Origin of the sequence: Terriglobus sp. 2YAB30_2 (assembly GCF_052114765.1) — a bacterium.
Taxonomy (GTDB): Bacteria; Acidobacteriota; Terriglobia; order Terriglobales; family Acidobacteriaceae; genus Terriglobus.
The window spans coordinates 303,329-323,614 of the sequence record NZ_JBFRFJ010000001.1; the positions used below are offsets into that span (position 1 = coordinate 303,329).

Here is a 20,286-nt window from a genome sequence, read left to right on the forward strand (position 1 = left end):
GCATTCGCGAAACGGAGATCCACACAATGAAAAAGATATTAGTTACTATTCTCTTCGTCGCGAGCGCATCATGCTGCACCCGTCACGCTTCGGCGCAGGCAATTATCGTCAACCCCAGCGTCAAGGCGACCGAGGCCAGCAAGGCTGAGTTGCGGGAGATTTTTTCCGGAGCGGCGTCCAGCCTGAAGGATGGTTCGCATGTCACACCCGTGCTCCAGAAGGGCGGGGCATCGCATGAAGCGTTTCTCACTTCCATCGTCGGCAAGGCAGACGCTGCCTTTCGCGTGAGCTGGCGCAGCCTGGTCTTCTCCGGGCAGGCGGTTATGCCAAAGAACCTGGATACTGACGCTGCCGTCGTGGAGTATGTCGCCCACACTCCCGGTGCGATCGGTTACGTCGCAAAAGATTCCGGTCACGATGGCGTGAAGGTTTTGACCGTCCACTAAACAACATTAGAGAGACCGGCCATGCAGGCGGTGACCGACCTCTCTCTTCTCCGTGATCATTCCGTCGATCACGGTGCAAAACGTAGTTGTCGTTTGTAGCAAATGGCAAGTTATTCTCCTTCGCCGGTCAGTATGTGGGCTCGCTGCGTTCTGACCGGCCCTCTTTTTCCTCAATCGACTTCCGTGTAAGCCCGCCGTAATGGCGGCATTTCTCTTTAGGGGGAAGAGAGTATTTGCATGGATGGTCTTCTTTGTATATAAATACCTACTAGTAGGTATTTAATTTTTAAGCTAAGAATTCTTCGGGAAAGTCAGGAGTCCATAAGATGAACAAGGTGAAATGTGCCGTGATCTTTGCGCTGATGTCGAACGTGTTTGCCATGGCGCAGGCGACGGAAGCAGGACAGTCCATCGCAAGACATCAGATCACGGTACAGGGAAGCGGCGTATTCACGCGGAAGGTGACCGTGCAGGGAGTGACCTATAGACCGACCTCATCCGGCGGTGGCATGGTGGGCTACCGCTTTAACTTCAGCAGGTTTCTAGGGGCGGAGGTGGAGTACGATTTTTTCCGGAATACGCAGAAGTTTGAGACATCGAGTACCTTGTTGTCGCTAAGGACCAATGTCCATGCCGCAACAGGTTCGGCCGTAATCAATCTCCCAATCCACTTACGAAGCGCTTCAAATCCTATGCGATGGTTGGAGGCGGTGTGCTGTTATTCGATCCACGGGACACGACGTTCATTCCCAGGCAGACTGCGAATGCCATCATGTTTGGAGGCGGAGTCGATATTCCCATTACCCGTCAACTCGCTGTCCGTGCTCAGGCAAAGAACTTTCTGTATAAAGCTCCGGACTTCTCTTTAGGAGTATCGCGTCCTGATAAGTTTTCCCAGATGATGGTCCCATCCGCAGGTCTCGTGTTTCAGTTCTAAGGCCGGTGCTGCGGCGTGGTCTGCGAATGTTATTTGCCGACCACGCCTTTACTTTTGGATCCCCGCGAGAAATGCCTGCTGAATGCGGTTAAAACTGCGTCCTCGCAGAACGGCGGCAACGATCGTCCGTGTGGCACGCGCATCGCTGACACGGATGTAGCGGCAGCCGGGGTTGCGGTCGATGGCCATCTCCGGAAGGAGCGAGATACCTACTCCGGCGGCGACCATTCCGATAAGACTGCTGAACTGGCCGCTCTCGAAGGCTATGCGCGGTGTGACGTGAGCATGCGTGCAGGCGGCAATACTGAGGTCGCGAAAGCAGTGACCGTCGCGCAACATGACAAAGGATTCGCCACGCAGCTCTTTCAGAGAGAGCAATTTCGCTTCGGCGCGAGGATGATCCTTGGGCAACACAGCGAAGAGTGGTTCGGTGTGGAGAGGGAAGAGCTCCAGATCCTTGTGGCGCAGCGGCAGGGCCAGAACCGCGATATCGATCGAGAGATTCCGTAGGCTTTCCACCAGTACGGGTGTCATCTCTTCCACAATGCGCAGATTGGCTTCAGGGTATCTTTTTGCAAAGGCAGCTGTGTAGCGCGGCATCAGGAACGGCGCAATCGTTGGGATGACGCCGACCGCCACGCTGCCACGGACATCAGCGGATTTATCAGCCACGGTCGCTCGAGCCGCCTCCATCTGGTTGAGGATAGAGCGGGCGTGAGGCACGAACGCGTGGCCGGCCTCGGTGAGGCGGACGCTCCGTCCCAGCCGGTCAAAGAGCTTTGCCCCCAGGTCATCCTCGAGCTTAAGAACCTGCTGTGAGAGCGATGGCTGCGCGACTTGACAGCGCTCCGCGGCGCGGCTGAAACTGCCTGTTTCGGCGATGGCGCAGACGTAGCGCAATTGATGAAACTCCATAGGAGATAACTATACTCCGGATGGGAAATATGTATTGGAGCTATAGATCCCCCGGGTGCTACAGTCATCTGGTCGAGAACGACAAGAGCGAATGGCGTGCGTGTTTTACACGCGGCTGAAGAAAACAACAACGGATCGGGCGTATAAGGAGTGACAGCCTCTGCAACCCAACGCAGGAGTCTTCCATCGCGCCAGATGCGATGAGCGAACAGAAGCGTTCAAGAAGGAGAAGAGACCCATGGCAACCGAAGCAAAGTGCCCCTTTCATCACGGCAGCAGCCCCGGGACAACGAATCGTGAGTGGTGGCCGAACCAGTTGAACCTGAATCTGCTGCATCAGCACTCGTCTCTGTCCGATCCCATGGGCGAGGATTTCAACTATGCGGAAGAGTTCAAGAGCCTGGATTATGCAGCACTGAAGAAGGATCTTCTCGCACTGATGACGGACTCGCAGGACTGGTGGCCGGCCGACTTCGGTCATTACGGCCCGTTGTTTATTCGCATGGCATGGCACAGCGCAGGCACCTATCGTACCGGAGACGGTCGCGGCGGCGGCGGCAGGGGACAGCAGCGCTTTGCTCCTCTCAATAGCTGGCCTGACAACGTCAACCTTGACCGTGCGCGCCGTCTGTTGTGGCCGATCAAACAGAAATATGGCAGGAAGATCTCCTGGGCTGACCTGATGATTCTTGCAGGTAATGTCGCTCTTGAATCCATGGGCTTCAAGACCTTGGGCTTCGCAGGTGGCCGTGCGGATGTATGGGAGCCGGATCTCGACGTCAACTGGGGACTGGAAACGACCTGGCTGGGCACGGACAAGCGTTATTCCGGAGAGCGCGATCTCGCCAATCCTTTCGGCGCAACGACCATGGGCCTGATCTACGTCAACCCGGAAGGACCTGAGGGCAAGCCAGACCCAGTCGCGGCTGCGCGTGACATTCGCGAGACCTTCGGCCGTATGGCGATGAACGATGAAGAGACCGTTGCGTTGATCGCAGGCGGTCACACCTTCGGAAAGACTCACGGTGCAGCTCCGTCTCACCATCAGGGACGTGAGCCAGAGGGATCTCCGATTGAAGAGCAGGGGCTGGGCTGGACGAGCGCTTACGCCAGCGGCATTGCCGGCGACGCGATTACCAGCGGCCTGGAAGTGACATGGACCAAGACTCCCACGAAGTGGAGCAATGATTTCTTTGAGCACCTCTTCAAGTTCGAGTGGGAACTGACCAAGAGCCCCGGCGGCGCCCACCAGTGGAAGCCAAAAGGAGACGCGGGTAACGGCACCGTACCGGACGCCCACGACCCGTCCAAGAGCCATGCACCGGCGATGCTAACCACTGATCTTTCGCTGCGCTTAGATCCGGTTTACGAAAAGATTTCGCGGCACTTTTACGAGAATCCGGCTGCATTCGCTGACGCGTTTGCGCGTGCGTGGTTCAAGCTGACGCATCGCGATATGGGTCCGCGGGCACGCTACCTCGGGCCGGAGGTTCCGGCAGAAGAGCTGATCTGGCAGGATCCGGTTCCCGCGGTCGATCACGTGCTTGTGGATGAGCAGGATGTTGCGTCTCTCAAGCAGAAGGTGCTGGCTTCGGGGCTGTCGATCCCGGAACTGGTCTCCACTGCCTGGGCTTCAGCATCTACCTTCCGTGGCTCCGATAAGCGAGGTGGCGCGAACGGTGCGCGAATTCGCCTTGCCCCGCAGAAGGACTGGGCGGTAAATCAGCCGCAGCAACTGGCGAAGGTCCTGAAGGTGCTCGAAGGCATTCAGAGCGACTTCAACGGCTCACAGGCCGGAGGAAAGAAGATCTCGCTTGCCGATCTCATCGTCCTGGCTGGCAATGCAGGTGTCGAACAGGCCGCGAGAAATGCCGGCGTCAGCGTGACCGTCCCCTTTACTCCGGGACGCACGGATGCCTCACAGGAGCAGACCGATGTGGTGTCTGTCGCTGTGCTGGAGCCGGCCGCGGATGGCTTCCGCTCCTATACCAATGGCAGTGGCATTCCGGCCGAGATCGCTCTGCTGGATAAGGCCCAGTTGCTCACGCTGACCGCGCCTGAGATGACGGTTCTCGTGGGTGGCATGCGCGCGCTGAATGCCAACTTCGGGCAGACCAAGTATGGCGTCTTCACCGAGCGGCCCGAGGCGCTAACCAACGACTTCTTCATCAATCTGCTTGATATGGGAACGCTGTGGAAGTCGACCTCGGACGCCAACGATATGTTCGAAGGACGCGACCGCAAGACCGGGAAGGTCAGGTGGACAGCAACACGAGCCGATCTGATCTTCGGTTCCAATGCCCAGCTCCGGGCTCTGGCTGAGGTCTATGGCAGCGAAGACGCGCACGGGAAGTTTGTTCAGGACTTCGTTGGAGTCTGGAACAAGGTAATGAACCTCGATCGTTTTGATCTCGCATAAATAACAGCGTCGCCGTATCAAACCGCTCAACCTCAACCTACACCGGTTGGGGTTGAGTGCGTTATGGCGCCGTGATTGCTCTATGGATCAGATAAGATGATGGGCGCGCATGTTTCAGCCCGATCCGCAACTCGCGAGAAGTGAAGTATTGCGAATCTTCAACCACGCCCAGATCTACCTTTTTCTGGGAGCGGCCATCAGCAGCGTCGGGGTGGTATCGAGCTTATTCGCGCTGTTGCGCCGCCGGTTTGATCCCTTACTTCTATGGTTTGCGCTGCTTGCCTTGCTTTATGGCGGCCGCTTGTGGATGAAGTATCAGCTTATTTGGGAGCTGGGCCTGCGACCTCCTGTCTTTTGGCGAATTTATACAGCGGTCGGGTTTCTGGTTCCTATCCCGGCGTTTTTCTTTTTCCGGGAGCTGAATCTGCTTGGGCGGGCTGGACGAATCGCATCCAACATCGTGTGGCCAGTTGCTTCGATGCTTGCTCTTGCAGGCTTGATATTCGGTTCTCAGCAGATCTTTTGGAACATCAATAATGGATTTGTTGTCATCGCACTCCTGCTCGTTTCTATTGCGCTCATCCGTGCAGACTCGGAGAAAGACGATATTCGTCTCGTTCGACGAGGACTTCTACTCTTTATCGGGTGCGCGCTCTACGGTAATCTGGGCGAGTTCTTCGGACGGTATGACGACATAGAGCCCTTCGGCTTTGTGGTTTTGCTCGCCTGCCTCGGTATCGTTGCAGGGCGCAGGGCTCTTGGAAAAGAACAGCAGTTATCTGTCATCCAGAAAGAGCTTGAGATTGCGCAGCGAATCCAACTCTCATTGCTGCCTGTTTCCTTTCCTGTCTCCAAAAGATTTCAGGTCGCAGCCCGGTACGTTCCTATGACCTCGGTCGCCGGTGACTTTTACGAGTATGTGGTTGCAAGTGACGACGAGGCTGGGTTGCTGATTGCTGACGTGTCGGGTCATGGTGTTCCCGCAGCGCTGATCGCCTCCATGGTTAAACTCGCCATTACCACGCAACATGAGAACGCACGTACTCCTGCGGAGCTTCTCTCTGGTATGAACGCTGTTCTTTGCGGGAATACTCAGAACCAGTTCGTTACGGCGGGATATGTCTACCTGAGTGCGGCCGAACGGGAACTGCGATATGCTGCTGCGGCTCATCCTCCAATGCTTCTTCTTCGTCAGGGTGCGACGATCGAAATTGAAGAGAACGGGCTCATGCTCGCCGCGTTCAACTTTGCGCAGTATCAGACCATGAGTGTTCCCATTCAGCCGGGGGACCGTTTCGTGCTCTACACAGACGGGATCCTCGAAGCTGAAGATGCTGAGAAGATAGAGTTTGGCAAGGATCGCCTTTGCGCGTTAGTGCGCGATACTGCAGATCGAACCTGTGCCGAAGCCGCCGATCACATCATTGCGTCAATCCGGCGATGGTCTCCTAACCAGAATGACGACCTTACTGTCTTGATCTGCGACTACGTCGCATGAAGGGCCAGAGGCTGACCTTATACGGTGTACGTAGCCTTTATTCTTCGCCCGGTAGAGAGCCGCATCGGCCTCCCGTAAGAGTGCCTCAGAAGGATTGCCGGGTGTGGGGAGATTACCAGGTGTGAACGGCGACAATCTCTGTCGAGACCGCCTTATAGTCCACGACCTTGATGCGGAGCACGACCTGCAGGTTCTGGCGCTGCCAGTTGGGTGCAAGCCTGGCGAGTCTCTTGATGGACTCGTCATCACAGACGAAGTCAGTCGCGGCCAGAGTGCCATATTGTCCCATGCCGGCAAGGCTGAGGAACGGCCCGGTAGCGTTGCCCGAGAGTAGACGGGTGATTAGCGCATAGTCTTCGGTGTCGTGCGAGTCGTTGGATGCGTTGAGCAGCCAGCTCTGGCCGGGGTTGAGATGATCATCGATACGGTTGCGGCTGGTCAGGGTAAAGCGCAGCTTCTTGGTGAACTCCCGCGTCATCTGGTTATTGAAGCCGCCGATGGAGACGGTGGGATTGCTGCGGACCTCGGCAAAGGAGATGTCGTTCGAGAAGCGAATCTGCTGCGGCTTGTTTAAGCCGGTCAGCGTACGCGTGATCTCCGCAACAGCAGCGACATCGCCAAGCGCGACAAAGCTGTCCGGCGCGGCATGCAGGCCGGCGGAGTCGACGGTCTGATGAGGATCGAGCGTGGGGAAGAACTCCATGCCGGAGGCTTCCAGATGGTGTTCCTTAACATAGTTGTCCGAGAAACTCTCTGAGAGCCGGTAGACGGCATTGCTTCCGACAGAGAGCAGCACCGGAGAGCTTGCGGTGACCAGCGGCGACCAGAACTGTTGCACGGCGCCATGGGGACGAGCGCTGTAAAACCGGATCCCGATTAGCGCAAAGAGGATGGCGAAGACAATGCCGAGCGTGAGGATGACTCGTCGATTGCGCCGAGCAGGGCTCTGGCTTACGTGGACGATGGGTGCTGGAACCTGCTGCTCGGGTTCCAGGCTGGCAGGCACCATCTCCGCAGACGGAGCAACCGCAGCATCCTCCAGTTTGGGAGGAGCGAGAAATTCAAAGGCCGCACGGTAGCCACCGACCGGGATGGAGATACGGGGGGCGGCTGACGGATGTGCCTGGTAATAGATAGCCAGGCGCTTACGAAGATCCGCGACCCGAATGCGAACGACCGGGTCTTCGCCGGGCTCATAATCCGCCGGCCGATGGAAGATCTCTTTCCCGATCACACGCTCCCGCAGCAGAGCTTCGTCTCCCGCGATGCTGTGCTCCACCACGTATCGCAACAGCGACTGATTCTGCGAAGAAGAAGAGAAGGAAGTGCTGGTCAGGATCTCCTGGACCGCAGCCCAGATCTGCTCCCGTTCACCTGAGGCGAGGGGAGGAATGTCTTTCGCGTGAGGGTCCGCAGCCTGGGGGACAGATTTCATTGGACAGAGAGGTATGCTACCTCCCCCTTTCTTCGACTGTCAAAGCTGATTTCAAAGGACTTAGGCCGGTTACCTGAATCGGAGTACTGTATTGCACCTTGTGGGCTGTATCTGCAGGCAAGTGTAGTGATTCGGCATCTGAATCTTCCTATTTTTTTGAGACCAAAAGAAAAGAGAGTGTGTGTTGGTTCGCAGACAGAGTCCGATCCGAGACCTTCTAGGAGGCTGCCGTTGGGCGACGGGAGCCGTCATCTTGCTGGCCACGTTAGCCGGGAGCGCGAGGGCGCAGTATGTCCTCCATCGCAATGAGGCTACGGTGGTGGTTGAGCCATACGCGGCGAACATCGTCCGCGTCAGCCTGAGTTTGAACCCGCAGGACGCAGCCGCTCCGGCGGGCTACGGCATTCTGGCTCGCCCGGCGGCAGATGGATGGGCACAGCGGCAGGGAACAGACGGCGATCATTTCCGGTCTCAGGCGTTGGATATCCAGCTCATGCCCGCCGGTCAGAAGATACCAGAGTCAGGAACGCACGCAGACATCGCGAAGTTCTTCAACGGATCGACTCCGTGGGTAGGGCTGCACATTGCTACTGCGGACGGCCGTTCGCTGGTTGACCTGAGGGGCTGGGGCATGGCCGTGCCGAACTACAAGGACGGCACGGCGTGGCTCAACGCGGACCGAAGATCTTCCGATCCTCCCTTCTTTACCGTGAGCGCAAGCTTCAGCGCCGCTGCCGACGAGCATGACTACGGCATGGGGCAAAACCAGGAGGGTTACCTCGACCGCCGCGGCCATGTGCTTCGTTGTGCGCATGACTACAACGCGGGCGGCGGGCAGAGTGTCTGCGTCCCGTTCGTCGTCACGAACAAAGGGTATGGGCTCATCTGGGATAACCCATCACGCACCACGGCCAGTTTTGGCTTCAATGACCAGAACACTTTTCTGAGTGAAGTTGGCCAGCGGGTGAGCTTCTTCATCATCGCCGGCGACTATGAGACGCAGTACAAGGGCTATCGGTTGTTGACCGGCGATACGCCGATGCCTCCAAAGTCGGCGTTCGGATACATCCAGTCGAAGCAGAGATACACCAGCCAGCAGGAGCTGTTGGAGGTAGCCAGGGGATACCGTGAGCGGCATCTGCCAATCGATGACCTGGTGATCGACTGGTTTCACTACACCAAAATGGGCCAGATGGATATGGATCCGGCAAAGTGGCCGGACCCCCTGGCGATGAACCGTGAGCTGCACCGGATGCACTTCCAGACAATGATCAGCGTCTGGCCCAGGTTCGTTCCCGAGAGCCGCTACTACAACACCCTTATGCAAAAGGGATGGTTGATGCATCAGGCCGACGGAACACCCACGAACGGTCTGCCCTACGATCGCGCCGGATCGGATATCGATACTACAAATCCGGAGGCCGCTCAGTGGTACTGGAATACCGTACGCGAGAACTATGTCACCAAGGGCTTCGACGCCTTCTGGGCAGATGAGACCGAACCTGATCTTCCGCCAAATGGCAGCTACTTCCATGTTGGCCCGGGGACGCAGTTCTTCAATGTATATCCGCTGTTCCACACTGCCGCTTTTTACAACGGTATGCGCAAAGATATGCCGGGACGAGCGCTAATCCTCTCCCGCGACAGTTATCTCGGCGCGCAGCATAACGGAGCGATCTTCTGGTCGAGCGACATCTCTCCGAGCTGGGATGTTCTGCGGCGCCAGGTTCCAACCGGGTTGAACTTCGTTGCCAGCGGTATGCCGTATTGGTCTACCGATATCGGCGGATGGCAGTACCTTTCACCGTCGCACAAACCGGAGCATCCACCGTTACTCGATCCGAGCGATGCACGCGAGAACGTTGGCGGGTTCGATGACTATCCCGAGCTGTATACGCGCTGGTTCGAATACGGAACCTTCCAGCCCAACATGCGGGCGCATGGATCTCGCCTGCACAACGAGGTCTGGAGCTATGGCAAGCAGGCTGAGCCGATTCTCGAAAAGTACCTGCGCCTGCGTTACGAGCTGATGCCGTATCTGTACTCGCTAGGATGGCAGTCGCATCTGACCGGCGCTCCCTTCATGCGCGGTCTCTTCCTCGACTTCGGCAACGATCCGAATGTTGCTGACCTGGGCGATGAATACATGTTCGGCCCCGCGCTGCTGGTGGCTCCGGTGACAGAGCAGGGAGCGACGACGCGTAGCGTGTATCTGCCGGCGGGAACTTCCTGGTACAACTTCTGGACCAATGAGTGTCTGCAGGGTGGTCAGCGGGTGACGGTGGCTGCGCCGATCGACACCATTCCTGTCTTTGTGCGCGCGGGATCGATTCTTCCGCTGGGTTCCGCGGTGGAGAGCACGCAGGACAAGCAGACCATCGCCGGTATCAAGGTCTATGCCGGAGCAGATGGCCACTTCACCCTCTATGACGACGATGGCACGACCTATGCCTACGAGAGCGGAAAGCACCACGTGGCCGAGCTGCGTTGGGATAACCGTGCGCGGCGCCTGAGCTCCAGCGATGCGTCGATTTCAGTCGATCCGGCAAAGGGCATCGTGCAGGTGGTGCATCCATGAAGCACCCCATCTTCGCTATCAGGGCGTCACCGATGCGATCTCTACCGATCGTTCAGATGTAAAGCGTTTCTATAGGGCCTATCAAGTGCTGTTTTGAGGGAGTCCATGATGAAGATAAGACAAAGTAAAACGACACGGTCAGGCCGCAGTATTGCGATCTTCTTCGCACTTCTGTTTGTGCTTGGCGGTTTTTCAGGAAGGCTTATGGCGCAAACGACGTCGAGTCTTTCCGGAACAGTGCAGGATGGGACCGGAGCAATCATTCCCGGAGCCCGTGTTGTGCTGACAAACACTGCCACGAACGAAATTCGCCGGCTGGAGACCAATTCGTCCGGCTATTTCAACTTTGCGGGAATCCTTCCCGGAAGCTACACCGTTGCCATTACCGCGGAGGGATTTCGTGGATATCAGCAACAGAATGTCGTGCTGAATCCGGGCGATACGCGATCGCTGCAAAATCTGGTGCTCTCGCCGGGAACGGCCACGGAGACCGTCACTATTAACAGCAGCGCGGAAGCAATCGCACCCGAGGACTCGGGTGAGCGCTCAGCCTTGCTGGATGCGAAAGACATCGAGCGGATCCCGCTTGCGAGCCGAAACTTCTCGGAGCTGTTGAAGGTGTTGCCGGGCGTAACGACAACCTCGACCGGAACAGGGAACGGTACCGGCTTCGACTTCACAGATGCGGGATCTTCGGGATCGGCTGTCGGTGTAGGCCTGAATACGAATGGCGCGCCCTATCGCGGAGGAACAGCGTATCTGCTGGACGGCGCCAACATCATTGATCCAGGCTGCGCCTGCTGGTCGATCGCTACCGTGAACCCGGATATGACGCAGGAGGTAAAGGTCCAGAGCTCCAACTTCGGGGCCGATGCGGCGCAGGGGCCGGTCGTTATCAACGTCATCAGCAAGTCCGGCGGAGCGGCATTTCATGGCCAGGCTTACCTCTACACACGTAACGCCATCCTCAACGCCAATACCTGGCAGAACAAGCACAGCACGTCGCCGACGGCGCGCCCGGATGCGCAGTACTACTATCCGGGCGGCAGCATCGGCGGCCCGATCCTGATTCCCGGTACGGGGTTCAATAGAGACCACAAGCTTCTGTTCTGGGCCGGCTACGAAGCATTTCGCCAGACGCTGCCGGCATCGTCACCTCTGCAGAGTTACGTGCCCTCCACCGCAATGCGGGCAGGGAACTTCAGCCAGACGGACTCCGCTAACGCTGCGCTGTGCAAGACGAGCACCGGCAACGACTTCTGTTCGTCACTGAATGGTGGCTACGCTCCCGATGGAACACCCTTGACCGGAACGCAGATTCCATCCTCGTATCTTGATGCCGGCGCGCTGGCACTGTTGAAACTCTTCCCCACAGCGAATGCCGATCCATCAGGCAACTCAGGTGGATACAACTACTATCTGCAGCCCACCAACGTGCATAACGGTTACATCTATCGCGGACGCGTGGACTACAACCTGAGCGACCGCAACAAGTTCTTTGTCAGTTATCAGTATGGTAGCGACTCCGCAACATCTGTCTCGCATATCTGGTGGACTCCATCGTATTCGGTCGCTTATCCCGGCGGGCCACTCATCAGCCCAACCCATTCCCACGTGCTGAGCGGAAGCTATATTCACGTCTTCAACGGAGCATCGACGAACGAGCTGCGTGTTGCTGTGGGCTGGCTCGACAATCCATTCACCGGTTCAAACCTGCAGGCGATGTCGAAGAGCGCGGTCGGATACAGCTACAATACGGTGTATAACGGCGCCTCTTCGTTCGTGCCTTCTATCAACTCTCCTGGCGCCAGGACGCTGCCTGACATCTCACAGCCAGATATCTTCCAGCAGGGAGGAACCTACAACTCCATCAAGAAGTCGCCATCGGTAGCAGATGATTTCACGGTTGTGTACAAGACGCACACCTTCAAGATGGGTGGCTTCTGGAGCCTGGCAGGCAATAAGCAGGGAACTTATGGTTCAGCAAATGGGTCCTTGTCGTTCGGCAGCGGTGTGATGACCGATCAGGTCACTGGAAAGAAGATTGGCACCGCCAACCCATTGGCGAACTTCCTGATGGGTATCACCAGCGGGTTCTCGCAGAACAACATCAATCCCGTGACCGATATGTACTACAACACCGGCGCCGGATACATTTTGGATAACTGGAAGGTCATGCCAGGACTTACCCTCAACCTCGGTCTTCGTATTGAGCATCTGGGGCGCTGGCAGGATGCTTCGGGAACCGGCATGGCCGTGTGGCGTGCCGATAAGTATACCTCGGAGCTCGGCTCAGGGAAGGCATATCCCGGTGTCTCCTGGCATGCCCTCGATTCAAGCCTGCCGAATGGCGGCTCCCCGGTGCAGACACTGTTCCTGTCTCCGCGGCTTGGCCTGGCCTATGATCTCCATCGGAACGGCAAGACTGTCTTCCGCGGAGGCTGGGCGCAGTATCGCTGGAACGATCAGTTCAATGACTACGGCGGCCCTCTGCAGACGGCGCTTGGTGTGAAGACCTACAACTCGACCGGGGGACAGGCGATCACGCTGAAAGAGATCAGCGCGCTCTCATCGTCCGGCTCTTCCTTGGGATCGTTGCCTTCGAGTGTCTATGTTACCGATCCCAATGACGATAAGGTCGGTGTGACGAACGCATACAATTTCACCATCTCGCAGCGATTGCCGAAAGCGATGCTGCTGGAAGTTGCTTACGTCGGTAACAATACTCAGAACATCCTGATGGGCGGCCAGAGCAACGGTTCGGGCGTTGGTGGATCGAACTTTGTAAATCAGAACAAGATTCCTCTGGGAGGCTTGTTCAAAGCGGACCCGGTGACCGGTGCCGCTGCTCCTAGCGACCCAGAGAATGTTTCCAATCTTGTGAACTACTTTCCTTACTACAAAGGCTATGGAAGCAACGCCATCACCATGGCTTCCCATCTTGGGTACTCCAACTACAACGCGGCACAGTTCAGCCTGGTTAGGATGACCGGACGGGCTACATACAATATCAACTACACCTACTCCAAGGCGCTTGGCATCGTCGGCAGCACGCTCGATGCGTTCAATGTCCGCAATAACTATGGGGTGTTAAATATCGATCGGCCTCACGTGATCAATACGTCTTACGCCTTCGATCTCGGCCGATGGGTGCACGGGAATCCCTTGCTTGGCGGCGCGGTGAATGGATGGACACTCTCCGGCACGACCACCTGGCAGGCGGGCGGTAATATGCAGGCCAACCTGGGGCAGAACCTTGGTATGACGGTCTATAACAGCACACTGGGACACTACATCACCTCGAATACCTACTACGGAACACCATCGCAGACGGTGCTTCCAGTGACGACGTGCAATCCCAACTCGAATCTCGGAACCTACCAGCACATCAATCTGAACTGCATTACGGCTCCCCAACTGGGGCAGGTTGGATTGCGTCAGCTTCCATATCTGAACCTGCCTTCGTACCTCAACTCAGACCTGGGGATCTACAAGAAGTTCCAGATCACAGAGCACCAGGGAGTGGAGTTCCGTGCGACAGCGTTCAACTTCCTCAACCATCCACTACCGGGCTACAGCTCCAGCAGCCTGGTGCAGCCGAAGCTGGTGACAACGGACAACAAGAGGTTCACCTCACAGGTTTCCAACGTGGGACGCGGTGTCACCGATGCAAAGTACACACAACGGACGATGCTGCTGGCGGTGAAGTACACCTTCTGATTCATCGCCGTTTCACCATATCTGGCCAGACACCGCTCCCGTCTGGCCAGATTTTTTTGTGCATCGATGACACGCCCTAATGTACTTTTTGTTTGAGAACAGACGAGTTGCCGAGAACACACTTTTGCACTCGATTCCGATGGTATTAGCGTCTGGACGCCGTTCGATTGTAGAAATATATAAGGACGGGGGTAGGATGATCGGGATTCATTCTTGGAAGAGGGGCAGATATTTCCGATTATCGGTTGTCCCCAGCGTGGTGATGCTGTTCGCAATTCATGTGGCGGATGCAAGAGCCCAGGTAAAGGAATCTCCGATTCAGCTTCACGATGACGAGAAGGAACTGACACGGCGGGATGCGTACGGTTCGACCAATGTGCCGATGGATAGTTGGGTCTACCCTGCACTGGAACGGTTGGCAAATGTTGGCCTGATTCCTTCGCAAAGCATCACGATCCGTCCCTGGAGCCGCAATGAGTGCCGCCGGCAACTGGCAGAGGCGGAATCGAATTACGTTTATCTGGCTGCATCACAGGGAGACCCCCTCATTGATGAGGTAGCGCCGCTGATCCACGATCTGAAACGGGAGTTCGATCCTATTGAGGCCGAAACCCCGGCGGCGGAGGTCGAGTCGATCTACGTACGAGCAGGGACGATCGCCGGACCGGCGCTCTCCGACGGCTTTCACTTCGGTCAGACGTGGTCGAACGACTATGGCCGGCCTCTTGGCCGGGGGAACAGCGCGCTTGCCGGATTTTCCATTCGTGCCAATCGCGGTCGATTCTTTTTTTACGATCGGCAAGAGCTGCAATACGGCCCCGGCAAGACAGCGATTACTCCGGGACTTTCGAATCTCTTCAATCAACTCGACATGCTTCCATTCGGCTCGGTCCCGAACAATCCCTTCCCTGTCACGCCCGCAACAGGGGCCGTGGTGCGTCAGCGACCGATTGAGTTATATGCGGGAGTTTCGTTCATGGGAACGCAACTCTCGTTCGGAAAGCAGCAGCTTTACTGGGGGCCGACCAAGAGCGGCCCATTCTCGTTTTCCAGTAATGCGGAGCCTACTTATAACCTGCGTTTGGTCTCTACCCGGCCACGGAACGTCCCGTTTCTCGGGGGCGCCGTAACCTATCGCTATGACGTGGTCTTTGGAAAGCTCTCGGGACATCAGTACCCGGCGCGCCCCTACTTCAACGGCCAGAAAATCGAGCTCACGTTTGGCAGTCATCTTGAGATGGGTGTAACCCGCTGGTCATTGTTGTGGGGGGAAGGGCATCCCATGACGCTAGGTTCTCTCAAGAGAAATTTCTTTAGTTCGAATTCGACTGGGGCGACCTTTGCTTATGGCGACCGGACAGATCCCGGTGACCGCAAGAGTGGATTCGATCTCCGTCTCCATGTCCCGTGGCTCGAACGCTATTTGACGATCTATGCGGATGGGTATGCTGATGATGACTTGAATCCCATCGATAATCCCCGTCGAGCTGCCTGGAATCCGGGGTTCTATCTTTCGCAGTTGCCGTTCCTTCCTCACATGGACCTTCGTTTTGAAACTCCCAGCTCGATGGCGATGAGCCAGGACGAAGGCGGCACGCGTTTCTTTATCAATAACCAATACCGTGACGCCAATACCAACAAAGGGTTCCTGTTGGGGAACGCCGTGGGACGCGATGCGCGGGCCTACGAGGTTTCCACAACGTACTGGCAGTCAGGGCGTACGACTTATTCAGCACTCTTCCGTCACGTGCAGGGTGGCCGCATGCTGCCTGGAGGTCAGTCCATCACGGATGTGGCGTTCACGGGTACGTTTGCCTTGTCGAAGGAGTGGAGCTTAACCGCGTTTACTCAGTATGAGCGCTGGCTGATTCCGGTATTGCAGCCTGGTCCGCAACGAAACGGAAGCGCCTGGGTCACGCTTACCTGGAATCCAAAGTCGGAATCGCTGCTCTCTCGCCACAAATAACAAGCCGCAAAAAAAGGCCCTTATCCACGACGGGATAAGGGCCCAGGCCAACGAGCTGAGGTCTTCGCTCGCTAGAGCATTTCTCCTGTAGGTGTAGTGCAGGGCTTATGCATCTATGGGCGTTTTCCGTAATGAAAACGCCGCTGCACGCTCCTTCCGGGATACCCAGCAACAGGAGAAATGCTCTATTTCGTAGCCGCTACGGACGTCTTCCACGCCGGGTTGCGGGACGCGCTGATCAGGTTCATGTAGATGCGGAAGGAGCCGGGAACGCCCTCCGGAATCTGGCGGAAGAAGGCGAACGACGTGTAGATGTACTGGCCCTTTCCGTATTTGGCGTAAAGCAGGCCACCCTTTTGTGCGTCCTGCCCGTCGTCATGCATCTCCGTCAAGGCGGTGAACTTCGGATCCCAGGTGCGTGCGAAGCCATGGCCGCGCTCTTCCACCCAGTTATTGAAGTCTGCGCTGGTGATCTTATTGGGCCAGTTCAGCAGCGGATCGGCTGAGTCGAGGATGGTTGTCGTGGACGTTTCATCCACGACCTTCTCAGCATCAGCCGGTACAGAGATGGCATATGGGCCGTAGTTGTGGTCGTACTCATTGGTCTGGTATTCCACGACTACCGTGCCACCATTGTTGACGTACTCCAGCAGGCGATTGTTATTGGCCCGCAGGTCCGGGCGGTTCGCGTAGGCGCGGATGCCGATGACTACGGCATCGAGTCCGCTCAGATTCGCAGAGGCAAGATCTCCGGCGGAGAGTTGCGTCACCTGCACCCCTGCATCGCTGAGCGAGGCAGGTATATCTTCACCGGTGCCCATGATGTAGCCGACCTTCAGATTGGCGGGCGTTTTCAGGTCCACACCCGTCGTGCGATAGGTTGCCGGACGGTAGGACGGATAGGGCCGCAGCCCGGGCCATGTAATCGTGGTGAAGCCTTCCTTGTACTCTTTACCGGCATACTTCGCGACAGCGGTAATGGTGTAGGGCTTCAGTTGCACGTTTTTTGGGGTGACGTCGAAGGATAGGTTCTTCTCGTCGCCGTCACGTGCGGTGGAGAAGGATGCAGCGCGTGGTGTCGATGTCCAGCCCTCGGGCAGGTTCAGCGCAACCTCTCCTTCGGCTGGGCCTTTAACGTTGCTGCGCAGCGTCACTTTGAGGGTGAGCTTTGCGTTGTTGGAAGGGATTACGCCTGCCTCCGGCGAGAGTAGTACCGAGATTGCCGGCGCGATCATCAACGGCTCCGGAACGGGACCGATGCCGTTGATGCGGTGTGTTGTCTGCACCGTCCCGGTCACGCTTGCCTGCACGCCTTGGAAGCTGTATTGCAGGCGCGCGGTGACGGGGTAGGGCATTGTCGGGAGGCCGAGATATGCCGGATTGTCCAGATTGTAGTAGGGCTGTTCCAGCGTGGGCCGGCTGAAATAAGGCTTGGTGATGGGTTCGTTGTCGGGGACAACTCCCTCTACCGTCAGGTCATCTGCCTGTCCGGCATTCATGGAGGCAGCGGGCTTATTGGTTGCGGCCCACTTCCAGTCACCGGAGTCACCAAGAACTGAGAGATCGTCGATCGCAACGTTCTGTGTTCCCTGGTTGGCAATGTGAACGTTGATCGAGACCGGTTGTCCGGGGATGGCGAACTGATACGTCGGCGTGTTGCCGCGCAGTTCTCCAAAGGGACCCATGCGCGGTTTCTCGCCCACGGGGTTGACGCTGGCGACGAGCATGACGCCGAGGGACTGAGACAGCGCGTCGTTGAACTGATCCTCCTTGATGGAGAACTCGTGCAGCATGTTGTACTTTGCTGCTTCTGGAAGGGTGCTGTGCTTGATCTCGTTCTGGAGAGTACGTGTCTTTTCCAGCCCGCGAGCGAGTGCTGGGGCAGACTGCGACGGGTTCGCGGCACCGTACTTCTCGGTGGCTTCGCTGACGATCTGTTGCAGCTCTTCCAGGCCTTTGCGCCACGCTGCGCGGTCGGCGACAGGAGCGTAGTCCGCGATGCCGGCGAGTGAGATGTCAATGCCGTCGAAGAAGGTCTTTTCTGTGGCAGGCAGCGTATCGCCGCTCACACGCGAGGCGTAGAGATGGTAGGGCGAGTTGAACTGTGCCGGCAGCGGAATGCCGACACCGTCGTTCTGCGACTTCTGGTTGGCCAGGCCTTCACGAGCCACCGACAGATAGCTGCGTCCGAAGAGCGCATTGTACTCTCCTTCGGGAACTTCGAGGGTTTTGGAGGGAACTCCTTCAATCCACGAGCCGGTGACGTAGTTCTTGAAACGCACAGGCTCCCACTTGCCGGTAGCGTAGTCGAAGATTCCCTGTTTAGTGACGCGGGCGAAGGGAACGCGGGCGTAGACCTTCAACGGAGACCACGGCTTCAGGCCGGCAGCAATCTGATCCGGGAAGACATTTGGATCTCCGGCGAGCTTGTAGGCTTCCTGCGCCATGACACCGGCGGTCTGGTGGTGTCCATGGCCGTCGGAGACATTGCCGGCAAAGACGCTGGTGATGACCAGAGGGCGGCTAATGCGCACCTGGCGTACGACGTCGTAGAGCACGCGGTCGTGGCCCCAGTTCTTCAGCGCTTCGTCGAGCGTTTTAGAAAAGCCGTAATCGGCCACGCGGGTCCAGTTCTGGTGGACCCCGTAGTAAGAGCCGGCGGCGAGCAGTTCATGCGTACGCATGATGCCAAGCTGATCCCAGTAGTCTCCGGTCATGACGTTCTGGCCGCCTTCTCCGCGATTGAGCGTCAGCAGCGTGGTATCTGCGCCCTGGCCGCGGCTTTCATAGGCCAGCATGCCACCGTCTTCGTCGTCGGGATGAGCGACAACCATCATCAGACTGGCGCGGGTTTTCAGCTTTTGCAGCGACTGCCACAGACCGGAGGCACCCCGATCCAGGGGAAGGGGATAGGCCTCCGGAGAGAGATAGCGGGGCTGCGGACCTGCCTGCGCCGTAGCCGCCATTGGAGAGAACGCAAGCCATGCGGCCAGGGAGTACGATATGCAGTGCTTCCACGTGGTCATGTGTGAGCCATTCCTCGGCGAGCGAACACAGAAGGCCGCCGCCGATGAGTGATGTTGGATTGTCCTTGTTGATATCACCCACTTGCGACTTTGTAAAGTTTGTTTATAATCTGCCTACACCGACTATGTCCTCTACGCTTGCCAATTCGCGTGAGCCGCGCATCTCTCGTCCGGCAAATCTGCGCCATTCGAACAACCGGGCCCTTCTTCAACTGGTACGGGAGAATTCCCCCTGCTCCCGTGCCGATCTCGTGCGGATGTCAGGGCTCTCTGCTCCGACCGTGACCGCCGCGATTGCAGACCTGGAAGCGTTGGAGTTGATCGAATACCTGGGCGAGGGAATCTCCTCCGGCGGGCGTCCTGCGGAGCTGCTTCGCTTCCGGCCGGAACATGCCTATGTTGCCGGCGCCGATATTGGGGGAACGCGTCTGCGCATGATGCTTGCTGACCTGGACGGCCGGCCGGCAGCACAGTGGGCATGCAAGCTGGGGGCGCGGGAAAAGGATCCGGTTTCGATCTGCCATCTGCTTCGCGGCGGACTGACGCAGATGTGCGCGGATGCGAAGGTCTCCCTCAAGAAGGTGAAGCACCTGACCGTGGGCGCGCCCGGTGTGACCGACGTAGCGCGCGGCGTTGTGCTGTCTGCCCCGAACCTGACCGGATGGGATGAGGTCCAGTTGCGTGCTCTGCTGGAAGATCAGCTTGGGTTCGAGGTGATCGCAGAAAACGATACGAACCTCGCCGCCGTGGGGGAGCACTGGCATGGCGCCGCTGAGAACGTCGACGACTTTGTGTTTATCGCCATGGGAACCGGTGTCGGCGCGGGTATCTTTCTTGGTGGCCAGGTCCATCATGGTTCCGCGTGGAGCGCCGGCGAGATCGGCTATCTCGGAGTTCCTGGAATGGCGCGTGAACCCCTTGAAATGCACCGCACCGGCCAATTGGAGCGTGTGATCGGTGGCGGTGGTATCGAAGCACAGTGGCGGGAAGAGCTGGACCGTGCAACCCGCGATGACGCCGAGCTGCGTGCCTTGCGCGCTTCGCAGATTTTTGATCGAGCGGCCTCCGGCGATGTACAGGCGAGGGCCGTTCTGAAGAACACGGCACGCATTCTGGCCGATTCCATTGCGACCATCACATTGCTCTTCAACCCCTCTCTGGTCGTTATGGGTGGAGGCATTGGATCGCACCTGGCGTTGTGTGAAGCCGTGGGTGGTGTTCTCGCGGACAGCGACTTCCCGCATCCGCGTGTGCGATGTAGTGTGCTTGGGCCCGAGGCCCAGCTCTATGGTTCCGTGGCTCTGTCACTACAAGCCATGGACAGCAAGCTGCTGGGTTGAACAATG

Annotated in this window: 11 protein-coding genes; 8 read left to right on the plus strand and 3 right to left on the minus strand. The window is 57.6% G+C overall.

Going from position 1 to position 20,286, the window contains the following annotated elements:
• Window positions 1–26: 26 nt before the first annotated feature.
• Together AB4Y89_RS01140 and AB4Y89_RS01145 are read left to right on the plus strand one after the other, a co-directional pair.
• On the plus strand, window positions 27–446 hold the full coding sequence (locus tag AB4Y89_RS01140; protein WP_442299075.1) for a hypothetical protein: 420 nt from the start codon (window positions 27–29) through the stop codon (window positions 444–446).
• Between the two features lie 712 nt (window positions 447–1,158).
• The gene (locus tag AB4Y89_RS01145) at window positions 1,159–1,383 is read left to right on the plus strand and encodes a hypothetical protein (RefSeq protein ID WP_442299076.1); all 225 of its coding nucleotides are present in this window, start codon (window positions 1,159–1,161) and stop codon (window positions 1,381–1,383) included.
• A gap of 48 nt (window positions 1,384–1,431) precedes the next feature.
• Here AB4Y89_RS01145 and AB4Y89_RS01150 read toward each other — a convergent pair whose 3' ends face one another.
• On the minus strand, window positions 1,432–2,298 hold the full coding sequence (locus AB4Y89_RS01150; protein ID WP_442299077.1) for a LysR family transcriptional regulator: 867 nt from the start codon (window positions 2,296–2,298) through the stop codon (window positions 1,432–1,434).
• Window positions 2,299–2,536: 238 nt separating this feature from the next.
• Here AB4Y89_RS01150 and katG point away from each other — a divergent pair, with 238 nt between their 5' ends.
• Both katG and AB4Y89_RS01160 read left to right on the plus strand, forming a co-directional pair.
• Window positions 2,537–4,717 (plus strand): catalase/peroxidase HPI, encoded by a 2,181-nt coding sequence (gene katG, locus AB4Y89_RS01155; protein ID WP_442299078.1) that lies wholly within the window; start codon window positions 2,537–2,539, stop codon window positions 4,715–4,717.
• A gap of 109 nt (window positions 4,718–4,826) precedes the next feature.
• A complete protein-coding gene (locus AB4Y89_RS01160) occupies window positions 4,827–6,215 on the plus strand; it encodes a PP2C family protein-serine/threonine phosphatase (protein WP_442299079.1) in 1,389 nt (462 codons plus the stop codon).
• A 112-nt stretch (window positions 6,216–6,327) separates the two neighbouring features.
• On the opposite strand, the gene AB4Y89_RS01165 is transcribed toward AB4Y89_RS01160, so the two are convergent.
• Window positions 6,328–7,650 (minus strand): hypothetical protein, encoded by a 1,323-nt coding sequence (locus tag AB4Y89_RS01165; RefSeq protein ID WP_442299080.1) that lies wholly within the window; start codon window positions 7,648–7,650, stop codon window positions 6,328–6,330.
• A gap of 253 nt (window positions 7,651–7,903) precedes the next feature.
• Here AB4Y89_RS01165 and AB4Y89_RS01170 point away from each other — a divergent pair, with 253 nt between their 5' ends.
• From AB4Y89_RS01170 to AB4Y89_RS01180, 3 genes are all read left to right on the plus strand, one after another.
• On the plus strand, window positions 7,904–10,228 hold the full coding sequence (locus tag AB4Y89_RS01170; RefSeq protein ID WP_442299081.1) for a glycoside hydrolase family 31 protein: 2,325 nt from the start codon (window positions 7,904–7,906) through the stop codon (window positions 10,226–10,228).
• A gap of 204 nt (window positions 10,229–10,432) precedes the next feature.
• On the plus strand, window positions 10,433–13,948 hold the full coding sequence (locus tag AB4Y89_RS01175) for a carboxypeptidase regulatory-like domain-containing protein (protein ID WP_442299082.1): 3,516 nt from the start codon (window positions 10,433–10,435) through the stop codon (window positions 13,946–13,948).
• Between the two features lie 262 nt (window positions 13,949–14,210).
• Window positions 14,211–15,914 (plus strand): capsule assembly Wzi family protein, encoded by a 1,704-nt coding sequence (locus tag AB4Y89_RS01180; RefSeq protein ID WP_442299083.1) that lies wholly within the window; start codon window positions 14,211–14,213, stop codon window positions 15,912–15,914.
• 185 nt (window positions 15,915–16,099) lie between these two features.
• Here the strand turns inward: AB4Y89_RS01180 and AB4Y89_RS01185 are convergent, their stop codons facing one another.
• Complete coding sequence (locus AB4Y89_RS01185; RefSeq protein WP_442299084.1) at window positions 16,100–18,940, minus strand: PIG-L family deacetylase; 2,841 nt, start codon at window positions 18,938–18,940, stop codon at window positions 16,100–16,102.
• A gap of 125 nt (window positions 18,941–19,065) precedes the next feature.
• Here AB4Y89_RS01185 and AB4Y89_RS01190 point away from each other — a divergent pair, with 125 nt between their 5' ends.
• On the plus strand, window positions 19,066–20,280 hold the full coding sequence (locus AB4Y89_RS01190) for an ROK family transcriptional regulator (protein ID WP_442299085.1): 1,215 nt from the start codon (window positions 19,066–19,068) through the stop codon (window positions 20,278–20,280).
• Window positions 20,281–20,286 lie beyond the last annotated feature (6 nt).